Raw genomic sequence first — 13,036 nt, 5'->3', positions numbered from 1 at the left:
CATGCTTTTAGAGATGCACTGCCACACCCTGGAGCACTCCTCGTGCAGCACCGTGCCGGCGCTCGAACTGGTCCGGCAGGTGCGTGCCAAAGGTTTGCAGGGACTTGTCATCACCGATCACCATTTCCTCTGGAGCGATGCAGGCTTGGCCGAACTGCGCAGACAGGCCGCGCTTCCCGAGGACTTCGTCCTGCTGAGCGGACAGGAGACCAACGTCCCGCGCTTTGGCGATCTGCTGATCTACGGGGCAGCCGAGGTCGTACCACGCAGCACGCCGCTCGAGGAGATCCGGCGCCAGTACCCGGACTGCGCCATCATCTGGGCCCATCCCTACCGCGACGGCCGGGTCCCCAGCGCAGAGATGCTGCGCTCGCCGCTGTTAAACGGCATCGAGATCTTCAACTCGAACCACACCGTGCACGGCAACAGCCGCAGCTTCCAGGACTGGCGCAGCTACGGCTACACCGCGACCGCCGGCACCGACACCCATGCCGCAAGCTACGCCGGGATCTACCCCACCCGCTTCGACGTCCCGGTCGCAAGCCTCGCCGACCTGGTGCACGCCCTGCGCAGCGGGGCCTGCCGCCCCTACCTCCAGGTGGTAACGCACCGCGAGGCCCGCAAGGTGACCCAGGTGAAGATCGGCAGCGAGCAAAGCGCCGAGTCGCGCGACAGCATCATCATCCGCACCCCCACCGACCAGGCGAGCTGGACCAAGGCGCAGCGGGCCTACCACATCATGTCCAGCATCGGGGAACACGGTTTCAGGGCGGGAAGCTTGCGGGTGCCGCAGGCAATCGAAAAGGACGCCGTGCAAAAGACGCTCATCGAACAGGGGGTGGCGGGGAAGTCGCTGTTCGACATGCTGCTGAACTGCAGCCCCGCAGATGGGTACCGCTACCTTGAGCTGGCCGCACGCTGGCTGGCGCGCCTGCACCGCCTGCACCTGCGGATCACCACCCCGGAAGAATTCCTGCGCGAGGAGGAGCGGCGCCTGGGCGGAGAGGTGCGGCGTTTCGCCGAGATCGAGCACCCGTACCGGGGGAAGGTCGCCGAGATAGCGACCGCGGTGCAGTCAGCCGAGCAGGAGTTGGTGCAGCAACATCCGGACGACCTGGTACAGGGGCACGGCGACTTCCAGCCGCAGAACATCATCATCGGCCACGACGACCCCGGCGACCCTGGAACCTGCTACCTCGCCGCGATCGACTTCGAGCGCTCCCAGTTCATGCCGCCCGCCTTCGACGTGGGGTGGTTCCTGGCCCAGTTCCGCAGCCAGTTCGGCCAGCATCCGGAACTGCGCGGGCGCTACCCTGAAGAGTCCTTCCTGGAAACCTACCGTGGCGAGATGGGCGAGCTTTTGGACGAGGACTTCCCGGTGCAGGTGGAGCTGTTCCGGGCCCGTACGAACCTGAGCATCGGCGCGTACCTGGTCAAGCTCAAGCTTGGTGAAAGTGGCGAACTCTGGCGCATCCTGGTGGAGGCCGAACACAGCCTGTTGGTTCTCAACGGTTGAAGGTACCGCAGCGTACCGGGTGCACAGAGAAAAAGGGAGCAGCCCTTACCGGCTGGTCCCTTTTTCTCGTGGTACTCCAGGTTTTGCTAACGCCGCGGCTACAGGTTGGTGTGGCAAACGTTGCAGCCGGGGCCGCTTAAGAATACACCCTTGAGGTCGCTGCCGTGGCAAACCGCGGTGGCGCAGGCACTGGTGGGGTAGCTACTGCCGTAACCGGCGTGGAAGGAGAGGATATCGGCGTTCCAGGTCTGGGGATGCGCCGAAAGGGGCCCGCCCAGGTGGCAGCTCGAGCAGGAGGGGCCGGAGCCGCTCACCCCGTTTAAGTCGCTGCCGTGACAGGAGGCGACCGCACAGCTCGCCGTCCCGTTTTGCCTGACGAACTGGCTGTGCAGCGCGTAGGCGAACTGCCCCCACCCAGCCGGGTGCACCTGCCGCGCGTTCTCCAGGTGACAGCTGGTACAGGCGACCCGCGAGATGCCGCCTTGCAGGTCGGCACCGTGACACTCGGTGCAGTTGTAGCCGTGATCCTGGACCGCCGCGGTGTGACCTGCCGGCAGCCAGGCGGGATCGGAGTGCTTCCCGGTCGTCGGGTTCAGGTCGGCCTGCGGGTTACGATCACCGCAGCCGCACAGCGGGAGGACCAACAGCGACACCAGCACCACCATGACGTATCTGGTCGTTATCTGTGGCATCTTTTGCACCCCTCGTTGTTTTGCCTGCCATGGCACTTAAGACACGAGGCGGGATCGATCCTGCCGTCGATCTTGTGCTGGTTCAGGTAGTCGCCGCGGTGCGGCAGTGCGCGCTCCGGGGCGTCCTTGTACTTGTCGCTCGGTTTGAGGTCGTCCTTGTGCGCGTGGCAGTCGGCACAGAAGGACTCCTGGTGGCAGGAGGCACAGGCGGCCCGGGTCCCTCCCCAGACGCCGTGCTTGGCCAGGAAATCGGGAGCCCGGTGGTTCAGGTTCGCCCAGCGGTCGGTGTGGCACTGGGCGCAATCCACCAGCCCCTGCACCGGTTCGGGGTGGACCCTCGCGATGCTGGTGGTGCCGGCGCAGGCGTAGAGCAGCTGCACCACAAGACCGAGGACCACCATCGGTATCAGGTTGTTTCGTTTCACTTGGCCCCTCCTTCCGCGGCACGCTTGGCCTCGAACGCGTAGCTCAACTTCAAGAGCCCCCGCACCTCGTTGTCGAAATCGGGATTGTGGGAGTAATCGAGGTCCCCGCCGAAACTGAGCTGATCGCTCCACCGGTAGGTGACGGCAGCCGAGGCGGTAAAGGCGTCTTTCACCTGGTTGGTGGCGAGGGTCGAATCGTAGCGCACGTCGATGAGATCGAGCGCCAGGTCGGCCTTGCCGATGCTCTTCGCCGCATAGGCCCGGTATTCCAGGTATCTCAAGCGGTCCGCCGCGCCGTCCATCCGGTGCACGGCGACGCCGCAGCTTAGGTACTTCGGATTGGCAAAGCCGAGCTTGCCGCCATAGTAGTCGGCCGCGCCGGCGATGTCGTAATCGTAGTGCCGGTAGTCGGCGCTCACGGTGAGGGAGTCGGTCGGGGCGAACGAGGCACCGCCTCCCAGGGCAAGCATCTTCTCGTTCGGGTCGATGAGCCGGTTGGTGAAACTGAGCGCGCTGGTGGTGACGCGGAAGAAGTAGTCGCGGTAGTTGATGCTGTCCAGGTTGGCAAAGAGCCGCAGCTGGGTAAGCGGGGTGTAACTTGCCCGGTAGCTGTGCTCCATCCACCCCTCGGTTATCGAGTTGTACGAGGAGCGCCCGGTCACATCCACCCCGCGCACCGGGTGTAGCCAGAGATCGATCCCCTCCTCCTCGCGGTAACGGGTGCTGTCCTGGTAGGACTTGAGGGCGCTGACTCCGAGGGTGTAGTAGTTGGCCTGCGTGTGGGTGAAGCGGCCGCCGAAGACCAGGTTGTCCGCCTTGAAGTTCGGCTCGGTGACCACGGGGGAACCGAGGAAGAGCGCCGCGCCGAAGCCGGCGGGGAGGTCGCTGCGCAGGTAGAGACCGTCCATCCGCTCGGTCGCCACCCCTTCGGTCACCAGCTGGCGCCCCGCGTTCAGCACCTGGTTGTTGCGGCCCCGCTGGTAGCTCAGGTAGCCGTACTGCAGATCGGCGTCGGTAAAGCGGTCGTTCGCCGACTTGTCCGCCAGGTCGCCGCGCAGCCAGCCACCCGCCAGGAGGGAGAGGCTGTCACCGTCTTTGAAGCTGCGGGAGACCGACAGGCGCAGGTATTCGTAGGCCGTGTCGATATTCTTGCTGTCCTGGAAATCGCCGTGTCCGATCCGGAACAAGGTGGTGGACGTGGCTGATACGAGCGTGGTCTCGGCCAGCGCGGGTGCCGCTACAAGCAAGGCGCAGGCAGCGGTCACGCCGCCCACCAGCCGGAACAGCGTAGGGAAGCCCGCGGGAGGCGGACTCCACGAGTCATGGCTTTTCAAGATCCCCTCCTTTTAAAACCGTTCGATTTTTGCGGAGCGTTTCAGTTGTTCTTCCAGGGTGCGGTATCCATCGTTGACCCGCTGTTCCCGGAGGCGGTTCGAGACGATACCTTCCATGCTGGCGTAATCGGCCTTGGGGTTGGGGCGCGTATCCAGAAGCTTGAACAGGTAGAACCCGGTCTCCTTCATGGATACCACCGGGCTCACCTCGCCCGGCTTAAGCCGGTACACCGCATCCAGGAAGTCCGCGGGGATCTGGTCCCATCCGGTAAATCCCAGGTCCCAGTTGCGCGGCCCGGCAGGAGCGTGCCCCGGTGCTCCGGCACCGGCCACTTCCTCGAAGCTCGTACCGTTTTTGATCTTCTGCAGGGCCTCCTCTGCCGCCTCCTTGGTGCCGAAGCTCAGCATCCCCAGACGCAGTTCGCTCGAGATGCGGGTCTTGTTGTTGTCGTAGTAGCGCTTTACCTCGTCGGTGGTGATGTTTATCTTGGCGGCGATCTCCTGGTTGAAAACGCGCCGGGTCATTTCGATCCTCTTGAGATTCGCCACCTGGCGTTCCAGCTTCTCGATCTGGGCCCGATAGCCGGGATCCTTGTCGAGCCCGAGCTTGAGCCCCTGCTGGTAGAGCAGTTCTTCCTTTATCACGTCATCCAGGGTGCGCTCGGGTTGCTGGGAGGCAGGGGTACCGTGGCTCTTGCTCATCTTGAAGGCGACGTCGAGCTCGGTAATCGGCACGCCGTTTACCTTGGCGAGGACCTTGGGCTGCTTGTCCTGGCTCGCTTGGGCCGTCTTGGTTCCCTGCTGTTTCTGGCACCCCACGAGACCGGCCAAAAGAAAGGTCAACGTAAGAAGGGCGGCACGGCGGTAGATAGGCATGGTTACTTCCTTCCTCTGCTTGAGATGTCGATGGGCCCGGCGGGACCGTAGTCCCGCCGGGTTGCAGCATGGTTAGGGGTTCCAGGTGCCGACGTGGGCATAGGTGTTATCCAGCACCTCGAAGGTGAACGCCGGGTTGTGCACCCCGCGGCTGGCGTCGTCCTGCACCAGCACCGTGTTCCAGAGCGCCTTGGCGATGATGTTGTTCACGCCGCTGGCGGTAACGGTGGCGTTCGCGTTGAAGGTCGCCGTGGCGTTTGCCAGGTAGCCGGTGCAGTTCGCGGTTCCGTCGCCGTTGTCGGTGCACCCTTGAACCAGGGCACCGCCGTTGTTGGGATCGGCCAGGAAGGCATCCTGCCCGGTCTTGGTGTTGATGAACCACCGGCGGGTGACGCCGCCCGAGGTTACGTCGACCATGCCGGAGCGGTTGGCGACCAGGGTGGCGCTGGTGCTGGCCGGGATCACGTTGTCGTACTTGATCTGCAGGATGGCGTTACCTACCTTCTGTTTGATGGCCAGCAGTTTCGCATCGAAGGTAGTCTGCACCGACTCGGCCGAGTACGCGGTGTGGCACTTGTTGCACACGTCGGTGGTCGCCTTGAAGTCGTGGCGGGTCTGGCCGGGTTCTGCGAGGGTGAGATCCAGGGTGGTCAGCTCCATGTGGCAGGTGACGCAGGTATCCGCGATGTAGGAGTGCTTTGAGCGGGTCTGCGGGCTGTTGTAGCGGCTGGTTCCCATCCAGTAGGCGTTGCGCCCCATGAGTACGTCGCCCTGACAGGCCTCGTGCGGGGCACCGTAGCTGGTAAGCGTGCCGAACTTCGTGTCGCCATCCTCGTGCAGGTACGGCGCACCGCTGCTGATCCCCTGGCGGCTGTTGTGGCAGGCGATGCAGAGCGCGCCCTTGCCGACGCCGTTTGCCGCGAAACCGCTCGGGAGCATGTAGGTGCTGCCGGCGATGGAGCCGACCGGGGTGAGGTTCGCTGCGTTGACGTCCTGGTAGGTATTACCGACTTCGGCGGCCACCGATTTGCCTTCGCTGTGCGAGAGGTGGCAGGTCGAGCAGGTAATCGGTTCGGCGTTGTTGACCGTGAGGCTGGCCGGCAGCACGGTGAGGGCGCGGTTGCCGTTGGCGGTCGGCAGGATCTTGGTGTAGGCCTTGAACCCTTGGGCGGTGTGGCAGCAGGCGCAGGAGGCGCTCAGGGTCCCGTCGGCGTTGGAGTTGAAGGTCACCGTGGCGTAGGAGGCGTGGCCGCTGTTTTTCCACTGCGAGAAGCGTCCGTGCTTGGGAGCGCGGGCATGGCAGGTGGCGCAGACGTTTGCCGAGTAGCTCACCCTCGTGTTGACCGCGATGGGGGTGCCGTCGCTGGGGCTTACCTGGTGCTGGCCCGAGTTGGCCTGCGGGCCGTGGCAGTTTTCGCACTGGATGCCGGCGAGTTTCGCCGAGTTGGGGTTGCTCTGCCAGAAATCCGCCTCGGCGTTGCGGTCCCCCTGCAGCCGTGTGAAGTTGGTGAGCCCTTCGGCTGCTGCCGCGTCGGCAAAGCCGTTGGACCCGGTGGCACCGTTACCGACCGTGTGGCACGGGGTGCAGGTCATGGCGTAGTGGCCGTCGGGAAGCGGCTCGCGGATGCCCGCGTAGAGGACGTCCTTGTGTCCGGTCTGCAGCCAGCTGGTCACCTTGTCGTTGTGGCAGTTGTTGCACCCCGCATCCGGCGTCGCGGCGGCTGCCATCATCCCGCCATAGGTACCGGCATAGACGCGCAACACCTCGCTCCCCCCCTCGGAGACCACATAGGTACCCGCGGTCGCCGGGGTGAAATCAGGATAGGCGGTACTGGCGTCGTTCACGGTCACCGCACCGTTGGGACCGACGACCGACCAGTTCCAGGTAGCCCTGGGTGTGAAGACCAGGTTGCCGTCGGCATCCTTGAAGGGAACCTGCCCTTCCAGCACCACCGGCTGTTTGACCGGCACGTTCTGCAGGCCGGTCGAGGGGACTGCCGGGATCCGGGCTGCCACCGAAACCGTCGAGGTGTAGGACCTCCCGCCGATGGTTGCCGTCACCTGGAGCTTGGTGGTGTTCCCCTGGGACATCGCCTGCTCGTAGGAGAAGGGGACCACCTGGTAGCGGTTGATGGGAACCGGCGGTTCGTCAGGGTTTACCTTGTAGAGCGGAGCCGCCATCTCGACCAGGTACCTCTTGAAGGCCGCTGCCGAGGCGAGCGTTACCGTGGGGTTCGCGGAGTTCGGGTCGCTGAAGGTGACGGCCGGTCCGGAGATGACGTTCCAGGTATAGGTCGGGGTCTGGTTGGCCAGCGCCGGGTCGAACTTGTAGAGCTTGGCTGCCAGCGCTATCTGGCTCCCCGGGAGGATCGGACTCACCGTGTCGGTGCGCGCGGCGGTGACGGCAGCCGGTCCGGTGGGGTTCAGGGTCACGTTGAGCGTCGTGGTCTTGCCGGGAACCGCCTCCAGGCTCTGGCTGTAGCTGGTATAGCCGGCAGCGGAGACCGTAAAGGTGCGGGAGCCCGGGGCCAGGGTAAGCGCGTAAGCGCCGCTGGCATCGGTCGTCGCGGTATAGGCGTCGCTGTTGATCGAGGTGGCAACGGTGGCACCTGCCACGTTGTTACCGTAGGTGTCTATGACCTTACCGCTTACCGTGCCGAGGGCAGTGGCGTCCTTGCCGTTGTCGCCGGAGCAGCCGAACATGAGCGCTGTCAGCAGCACGATAGAACAAAGAGCTAGATACTTAATCAGACCTGCAGTTTGATTACTTCTCATCTCTTTCTCCTTTAGGTGGCGTTGCGTTCTCTACCTGTGTTGGGCCTTCGGAAGTGCTTTTGCGGTCCTCCCCTCCTTTCTGTCAGGTGCCAGATACAGCTCAAGTAGGCTATCCAGCCGTTATCACGTGTGCATTCAGCGTAAATACGGAAACGACCACCAGGCCTGCCCGGCCAAAGGCCGTGTCGGCTCCGGTGTTCGGCGCGCGCGAGGTCGCGAGCGCTGGACGCGGGTACGCCAGCGGATAGTTGCTACAGACGGGTTAGCAGATCTTGCTTGGTACGGGTGTGGTTAGACGAGATAGGCAGGCGAAGCCCGGTTCGGGCACGAGAGGGCGGCAAAGCGAGGCAGCGCAACCGGGAAGGGTTGCCCCCCGCGGACGATGGCGACATCGATGCGCTCCGGAATCGGCATCAGTGGCGTAAGCACTGCCGGTGGTGGCGTATCTACCGAAACGATAGACGAGGCGCTGTCACATTTCTTGATCTTGAGCAGTTCGCAGCTGGAGAAGGTGTGGCGGGGGTCTTTCTCATCGTAGATGGCGTTGCCTTTGTGCTGATGGTTGAAGGAATAACCATACAGCACAAGCAGCACCAGAAAAGGCAGGGGCAGTAGGAATCTGAACGTGCGCATTTTAATTTGCAACCAATGAAACACACGAACCTCGCCGAATCGTACCTGGAAGATCACGGTTCGAAAAATTGTGTCATACCTTCAAAGGCTCTGCACTATTCAAGTGTTTACAATATAATAGACAGTGTCAGCTTTTGTCAAATTAGTATACACAAATCTACCTACTCTCAATAACCCTTTGGCGTCAGTATTTGCCTAGTCGGACTGTAAGAAAAAATCTTTAGAGAAATTTTCACAGAAGTATCAGGTTATTCCCTGTGAGACAAAAGTCGTTGTTTTTGAAAAACTTTATCTTTGGCAGTAAGGAGAGTGAAAAAGCTCGAAACAGTGTGTGCGGGGGAGCGTGCGGGGAGTAGAGACAAAAATCATCAGGATAAAAAAAATGGATCAGTCATTGCTGACTGATCCATTTTGTTTTCTAGTGGTGCCCAGAGACGGAATCGAACCGCCGACACGAGGATTTTCAATCCTCTGCTCTACCGACTGAGCTATCTGGGCAAGAGACCAACTTTATACTTTGAATCGGCTCGGGTGTCAACCCTTTTCTGCCAGCTCGATCTTTTTTTGTGCGGGCCTCGACACGGCTAGTTCTGTACGCCCCGCTCGAGGAACTTAGGCGCGGGAGATGAAACGACCGTCCCTGGTATCGACCTTGATCTTCTCGCCAGTTTCGAGATAAGGCGGCACCTGCAGCTTGAGGCCGGTCTCCGCCACCGCCTCCTTGGTCTGAGCCTGTGCGGTCGCGTTTTTCAGCACAGGTGCGGTCTCGGTCACGATCAGTTCAACGCTGAGCGGCAGGTCAACGTTCACCATGCGCTCCTGGAAGATGCCCAACTGCACCTCGGTGCCGTCCAACAGGAAGGGCTGGATGGCGCCGAAGGCATCGGCTTCCATCTCGAACTGTTCGTAGGTTTCCAGGTCCATAAAGACGCCACGATCGCCGTCGGCATAGAGGAACTGCCCCTTGTGGCGCTCGAAGTCCGCCTCGTCGACCTTGTCGCCGGAGCGGAAGGTCCTCTCCAGCACCTGGCCGGTGATCAGGTTGCGGTACTTGGTCTTCACCATGGTGTTGGCACCACGGGCGCTGGGGGACTGGAAGGCAACATCTACGATGAGGCAGGGGGCATTGTCGAGCTGGATGACGAGCCCTCTTTTGAAATCGTTGGTAGTGTACATTGCGTGGCATCTCCTTTGCGAAATTGTCTTTATTTAGCAGAAATCTGTGATAAGTTCAACCGCCCGCTTCCGGGCCGAACAACGATGTGGAGGAAGCATGAAGATAGATACGGAGTTCATCAAGCTGGACAGTTTTTTAAAGGCCGTCGACGCGGTCTCCTCGGGTGGCGAGGCCAAGATCATCATCTCGGAGGGGATGGTACAGGTAAACGGCGAGGTGGAGCTGCGCCGCGGCAGGAAGCTGCGCCCGGGCGACCGAGTGGCCGTTGGCGGGAAGAGCTTTCCCGTAGAGTAAGCAAAGCAGGGGCTAGGGATTGAGGACCAGGGGCTGGAAAAACCCTGATATCTTCAGCCTCAGCCACCGGCACGCTTTGCCTTGTAGCCGCGCTTGGCGAGTTCCTCCATGATCTTGTCGGCATGGTCGCCCTGGATCTCGATGGTGCCGTCTTTGGCCGTGCCGCCGCAACCGCAGCTGCGCTTCAGTTCCCCGGCAAGTGCGGTTAGAGCGGTGGCATCGAGCGGCAGGCCGGTTATCACCAGCACGGTCTTGCCGCCGCGCCCTTTGCTTTCGCGCCGGACCCGCACCACGCCGTCACCCGCCGGTGCCGAAGCGTTCTTGCGGCAGCTGCAATTCTTGGTGGGTTTTCCGCAGCCGGGGCACATCCGGCCGAATTCGGAGGAGTACACGAGGGGAGCATCGCTGGAAGATGACTTTTTCATGCTCTCTTCATAGCAGAAAAGAAGAGCCTCTTTCAAGACAAACCGGCTCGCCACTAAGACACGCAGGGCACGGAGACAACAAGGGGTCGTGACACCGGTCCGATTTTCTCCATGCGCTCCGTAGCGCCGTGGCAAATCACCCCTTTTACCCGGTCACCTTCTTAAGCGGATTGGGTACCTCGCTCTCCATGATGGGACGCGGGGTGAGGCGGTCCGGGATACGCAGCAAGGTGGTCCCTTCCGGCAGTTCGAGCTCGTGGTACAGTGCCCCGCCCCCTGCGGCCTGGTAACTTTTGGAGAGGTGCATGGGGAGCACGAAGCGCGGCCGCAGCCGGTCGAGCACCAGGTTCAGCTCGGTGGTGCAGAGATGCCGCGAGATCCGGGCCTTCTCCCGATCCGCCGCCAAAAAGGCGCACTCGCACACCAGCAGGTCCACCCCGCCGAGCAGCCCCGCCAGGCTTTCCAGGTTTTCCGCCGAATACCCCACGTCGGTTACGTACCCGATGCTCGCCGGCGCTTCATCCCTCTTGATGCGCCGGTACAATCCCGCGGCATCCGGTGCGCGACACTCCTCAACACGCTCGCCAACCTGCTTCGAGTAGCTGACGGCGGCCCCTTCCATGGTCCCATCATGGAACAGGCGCTCCAGCTCACGTAGCCAATCCCCTTTGAGTACGCCCTCCTGGGCCATCAGCCGCTCATCCAGCACGAATGCCTCCCCTTCCGTCACATTGTACGCCAGTACCGGGATCCGGTGCTCGCAGCGCACTGCTGTCACCTTGAGAAAGCGGTTGGCAAAGAGTTCGGCACCTCTGCGCACTCCGTCCGGTTGCGCCACGAAGGCTTGCGGCCCCAGGTAGAGGGTGCTCTCCTGCTCCTTCTCGCCCACCTCGGTCACCCTGAAGTTCCCCCAGTAAGAGTCGGCCAGGTTCCAGTCATAGCAGGCAAACTTGTGGGCCATGCGCGTGGAAATTCCGGGAGGACCGAAGACCTGGACGGTACGCGGCGAGGCGTGGCTGTGCCGGATCACGCTGTCCATCCCCATGAAGTGGTCCATGTGCGCGTGGCTTATGAAGACGGCATCGATGGCGGTGAAGACGCGTTTGGCGAGGTGGTGCACCTTGCCGCAGTCAAAGAGGAGGGCACGGCCGGTGGGCCTGATGCGGACCAGCAGCAAGGGGTCGTCGAAGAGCCCGGCAAAAAAGGTCGGCTCCAGGTAGCGAAAGGGTTTCGGCATGCGCTGATTTTACCATTTGCTTGATCTGTATCAATTGCGTCACTGTCAATGCGCGCTACAGTACCATCATAGACAACGAACTCAGCTCAAGGAGAATGACAATGGCAGAGAAAAAAGGTGTGGCAACTGGAGAGAAGATGAATCTGGTGAATCTGGCCGGCTACCAGGACGGTGCCGTTGTCAGCAGGACGGTGGTCGACAAGCCGGTAGGTACCATCACTGCCTTTGCCTTTGACGCAGGGGAAGGGTTGAGCGAGCACACCGCTCCGTACGATGCCTTCGTCCAGGTACTCGATGGTGAAGCCGACATCAACATAGAAGGTACCGTGCACAAGGTGAGTGCCGGCGAGATCATCGTCATGCCGGCCAACAAGCCGCACTCGCTGCGCGCGGTGAACCGCTTCAAGATGCTGCTGGTGATGATCAGGGCCTAGCGCACGGATGGTGAATCCTGCTTGGCAACCTGGCGGGAGCGGTGCTGCAAACTCCTGAGCCGGGCGTCACCGATCCCAGGGGCGAAAAAACAAAGACGCGGAGACCTGAGCAACCAGGAAAGGGTTGGCTCGGCGGTCCCCGCGTCTTTTGTCGTTAAGCCTCTAGCAGCCTACCTGCAGCCGCAGCCGCAACGCTCCTTGACGGCAGCCTCGTACCCCTTCTTGAGCAGGGCAGCCACTTCTTTGGCGTGGTAGGTGAGGATCAGGTCGGCGCCGGCGCGCTTGAAGGAGAGCATGGTCTCCATCACGACGCGGTCTTCGTCGATCCACCCCATCTTGGAGGCGGCCTTGATCATGCTGTACTCCCCGGAGACGTTGTACACGGCTACCGGCAGGTTAAAGGCGTTGCGTACTTCGCGCACGATGTCAAGGTACGGCAGGCCCGGCTTCACCATCAGGATGTCGGCGCCTTCCTCGACGTCCATGTTGGCTTCGCGGATCGCTTCGAGCCGGTTGGCCGGATCCATCTGGTAGGAGCGGCGGTCACCGAACTGCGGGGTGGACTCGGCGGCCTCACGGAACGGACCGTAGTAGCCGGAAGCGTACTTCACGGCGTAGCTCATGAGCGGCACGTCCTTGTAGCCGTTGTTGTCGAGCGCCTCGCGGATGGCTGCGACGCGGCCGTCCATCATGTCCGAGGGAGCGACCATGTCGGCGCCGGCGCGGGCGTGCGAAAGGGCTTCCTTGGCCAGGAGCTCGAGGGTTTCGTCGTTGTCGACGTCGCCGTTTTTGATCACGCCGCAGTGGCCGTGGTCGGTGTACTCGCACATGCAGACGTCGGTGATGACCGCGAGGCCCGGCACGTTCTTCTTCAGCTCGCGGATGGTCTCCTGGATGATGCCGGTATCGGAGTAGGCATCGCTCCCCATGGCGTCCTTCTGCTCGGGGATGCCGAACAGGATCACCGCCGGAACGCCCAGCTCGTACGCCTGCTGCGCCTCTTCAACGATGTACTCGATCGACTGCTGATAGATGCCCGGCATGGAAGAGATCTCTTTCTTGATCCCTTTCCCGAAGGCGGAAAACATAGGGTAGATCAGGTCGTGCGTGGAGAGCGAGGTCTCCCGAACCATGTTCCTGAAGATCTCTTTACCACGAAGCCGTCTCGCTCTGTACACAGGGTAGAACATTGCTTTCTCCTTTCAGTGGGGTATCTGT

13 protein-coding genes and 1 tRNA gene are annotated in these 13,036 nt (G+C 62.0%); 3 read left to right on the top strand and 11 right to left on the bottom strand.

All coding sequences use genetic code 11. From position 1 onward, the window contains the following. Nucleotide 1: 1 nt before the first annotated feature. Nucleotides 2–1,516, top strand: a complete 1,515-nt coding sequence (locus tag H7688_RS12245) for a phosphotransferase (RefSeq protein ID WP_183361400.1) — start codon at nt 2–4, stop codon at nt 1,514–1,516. Nucleotides 1,517–1,614: 98 nt separating this feature from the next. Here H7688_RS12245 and H7688_RS12240 read toward each other — a convergent pair whose 3' ends face one another. From H7688_RS12240 to H7688_RS12205, 8 genes are all read right to left on the bottom strand, one after another. Beyond that, complete coding sequence (locus H7688_RS12240; RefSeq protein WP_183361399.1) at nt 1,615–2,208, bottom strand: hypothetical protein; 594 nt, start codon at nt 2,206–2,208, stop codon at nt 1,615–1,617. Beyond that, nucleotides 2,196–2,633, bottom strand: a complete 438-nt coding sequence (locus H7688_RS12235; RefSeq protein ID WP_183361398.1) for a cytochrome C — start codon at nt 2,631–2,633, stop codon at nt 2,196–2,198. The genes H7688_RS12240 and H7688_RS12235 overlap by 13 nt, the downstream gene beginning before the upstream one ends. Continuing rightward, nucleotides 2,630–3,967: a hypothetical protein gene (locus H7688_RS12230; RefSeq protein WP_183361397.1), complete on the bottom strand. Its 1,338-nt coding sequence runs from the start codon at nt 3,965–3,967 to the stop codon at nt 2,630–2,632. The genes H7688_RS12235 and H7688_RS12230 overlap by 4 nt, the downstream gene beginning before the upstream one ends. Before the next feature lie 12 nt (nt 3,968–3,979). Then, a complete protein-coding gene (locus H7688_RS12225; protein ID WP_183361396.1) occupies nt 3,980–4,843 on the bottom strand; it encodes a peptidyl-prolyl cis-trans isomerase in 864 nt (287 codons plus the stop codon). 72 nt (nt 4,844–4,915) lie between these two features. Next, nucleotides 4,916–7,618, bottom strand: coding sequence for a carboxypeptidase regulatory-like domain-containing protein (locus H7688_RS12220; protein WP_183361395.1), 2,703 nt, complete (start codon nt 7,616–7,618; stop codon nt 4,916–4,918). A gap of 291 nt (nt 7,619–7,909) precedes the next feature. Further along, nucleotides 7,910–8,308 carry a hypothetical protein gene (locus H7688_RS12215; protein WP_183361394.1) on the bottom strand — a complete coding sequence of 133 codons (399 nt, stop codon included), beginning with the start codon at nt 8,306–8,308 and terminating at the stop codon, nt 7,910–7,912. Nucleotides 8,309–8,673: 365 nt separating this feature from the next. Beyond that, nucleotides 8,674–8,749: transfer RNA gene (locus H7688_RS12210), tRNA-Phe, on the bottom strand. 114 nt (nt 8,750–8,863) lie between these two features. Next, nucleotides 8,864–9,427, bottom strand: coding sequence for an elongation factor P (locus tag H7688_RS12205; protein WP_183361393.1), 564 nt, complete (start codon nt 9,425–9,427; stop codon nt 8,864–8,866). A 97-nt stretch (nt 9,428–9,524) separates the two neighbouring features. Between H7688_RS12205 and yaaA the strand changes: the two genes are divergently transcribed. Next, complete coding sequence (gene yaaA, locus H7688_RS12200; protein ID WP_183361392.1) at nt 9,525–9,722, top strand: S4 domain-containing protein YaaA; 198 nt, start codon at nt 9,525–9,527, stop codon at nt 9,720–9,722. Between the two features lie 59 nt (nt 9,723–9,781). Here the strand turns inward: yaaA and H7688_RS12195 are convergent, their stop codons facing one another. Then, the gene (locus H7688_RS12195; protein ID WP_183361391.1) at nt 9,782–10,147 is read right to left on the bottom strand and encodes a translation initiation factor Sui1; all 366 of its coding nucleotides are present in this window, start codon (nt 10,145–10,147) and stop codon (nt 9,782–9,784) included. A 145-nt stretch (nt 10,148–10,292) separates the two neighbouring features. Further along, nucleotides 10,293–11,384, bottom strand: coding sequence for a ribonuclease Z (locus tag H7688_RS12190; RefSeq protein ID WP_183361390.1), 1,092 nt, complete (start codon nt 11,382–11,384; stop codon nt 10,293–10,295). A gap of 101 nt (nt 11,385–11,485) precedes the next feature. Here H7688_RS12190 and H7688_RS12185 point away from each other — a divergent pair, with 101 nt between their 5' ends. Continuing rightward, a complete protein-coding gene (locus H7688_RS12185; RefSeq protein WP_183361389.1) occupies nt 11,486–11,818 on the top strand; it encodes a cupin domain-containing protein in 333 nt (110 codons plus the stop codon). Between the two features lie 170 nt (nt 11,819–11,988). Here H7688_RS12185 and hemB read toward each other — a convergent pair whose 3' ends face one another. Further along, a complete protein-coding gene (gene hemB / locus H7688_RS12180; RefSeq protein WP_183361388.1) occupies nt 11,989–13,008 on the bottom strand; it encodes a porphobilinogen synthase in 1,020 nt (339 codons plus the stop codon). Nucleotides 13,009–13,036 lie beyond the last annotated feature (28 nt).

The sequence above is a fragment of the Geomonas limicola genome, assembly GCF_014193675.1.
GTDB lineage: Bacteria > Desulfobacterota > Desulfuromonadia > Geobacterales > Geobacteraceae > Geomonas > Geomonas limicola.
Note: the sequence above shows the minus strand (reverse complement) of the source record. Positions and strands in the feature narration are given on the sequence as shown.

What these genes read in the sequence shown, in the direction of transcription:
- hemB (WP_183361388.1), bottom strand. Translation starts at nt 13,008, where the DNA reads ATGTTCTACCCTGTGTACAGAGCGAGACGGCTTCGTGGTAAAGAGATC.
- H7688_RS12205 (WP_183361393.1), bottom strand. Translation starts at nt 9,427, where the DNA reads ATGTACACTACCAACGATTTCAAAAGAGGGCTCGTCATCCAGCTCGAC.
- H7688_RS12190 (WP_183361390.1), bottom strand. Translation starts at nt 11,384, where the DNA reads ATGCCGAAACCCTTTCGCTACCTGGAGCCGACCTTTTTTGCCGGGCTC.
- yaaA (WP_183361392.1), top strand. Translation starts at nt 9,525, where the DNA reads ATGAAGATAGATACGGAGTTCATCAAGCTGGACAGTTTTTTAAAGGCC.
- H7688_RS12220 (WP_183361395.1), bottom strand. Translation starts at nt 7,618, where the DNA reads ATGAGAAGTAATCAAACTGCAGGTCTGATTAAGTATCTAGCTCTTTGT.
- H7688_RS12245 (WP_183361400.1), top strand. Translation starts at nt 2, where the DNA reads ATGCTTTTAGAGATGCACTGCCACACCCTGGAGCACTCCTCGTGCAGC.
- H7688_RS12240 (WP_183361399.1), bottom strand. Translation starts at nt 2,208, where the DNA reads ATGCCACAGATAACGACCAGATACGTCATGGTGGTGCTGGTGTCGCTG.
- H7688_RS12225 (WP_183361396.1), bottom strand. Translation starts at nt 4,843, where the DNA reads ATGCCTATCTACCGCCGTGCCGCCCTTCTTACGTTGACCTTTCTTTTG.
- H7688_RS12185 (WP_183361389.1), top strand. Translation starts at nt 11,486, where the DNA reads ATGGCAGAGAAAAAAGGTGTGGCAACTGGAGAGAAGATGAATCTGGTG.
- H7688_RS12195 (WP_183361391.1), bottom strand. Translation starts at nt 10,147, where the DNA reads ATGAAAAAGTCATCTTCCAGCGATGCTCCCCTCGTGTACTCCTCCGAA.